This window comes from Corallococcus sp. AB049A, assembly GCF_003668885.1.
GTDB lineage: Bacteria > Myxococcota > Myxococcia > Myxococcales > Myxococcaceae > Corallococcus > Corallococcus interemptor.
Map to the genome: position 1 here is coordinate 1 of NZ_RAWL01001247.1, position 420 is coordinate 420.

1 pseudogene is annotated in these 420 nt (G+C 66.4%); it reads left to right on the forward strand.

Annotation, left to right across the window (positions count from 1 at the left end):
• Nucleotides 1-420, forward strand: a pseudogene (locus D7X55_RS46900) (hypothetical protein); the annotation flags it as partial.

Consider the following 420-nt stretch of genomic DNA (forward strand, 5'->3'; position numbering starts at 1 on the left):
GCCCGACGGCACCCTGTGGGAGCGCAGCATCGGCTTCGGCGGTGGTGGCAAGTCGGTGGCCAACACCAACTGGAACAGCGGCGTGCGGTTGGACGTCCGCATCAACGACGATCACGAACTGTGGCTGGACTACGACGTGTCGCGGCAGAAGTTCGACAACAGCGAAGGCCAGACCGGCACCCTCGACAGCCTGGCCAGCCTGTGGCGCGTCGGCAATGCCGTCATTCCCAACCCGAACGGCAGCGGTACCGTCACCCGTCGCGTGGTGCAGCCGCGCGTGGGCTACACCGCCTACCAGCGCTACGAACGCGACCAGTTGTCGCTGACCCATCAGGGCCGCTACAGCTTCGGTACCTGGCAGACCTCGCTGACCCACAGCAAGAGCAGCAACCTGGGCCGTTCGCTGCCGCTGACCCTGGA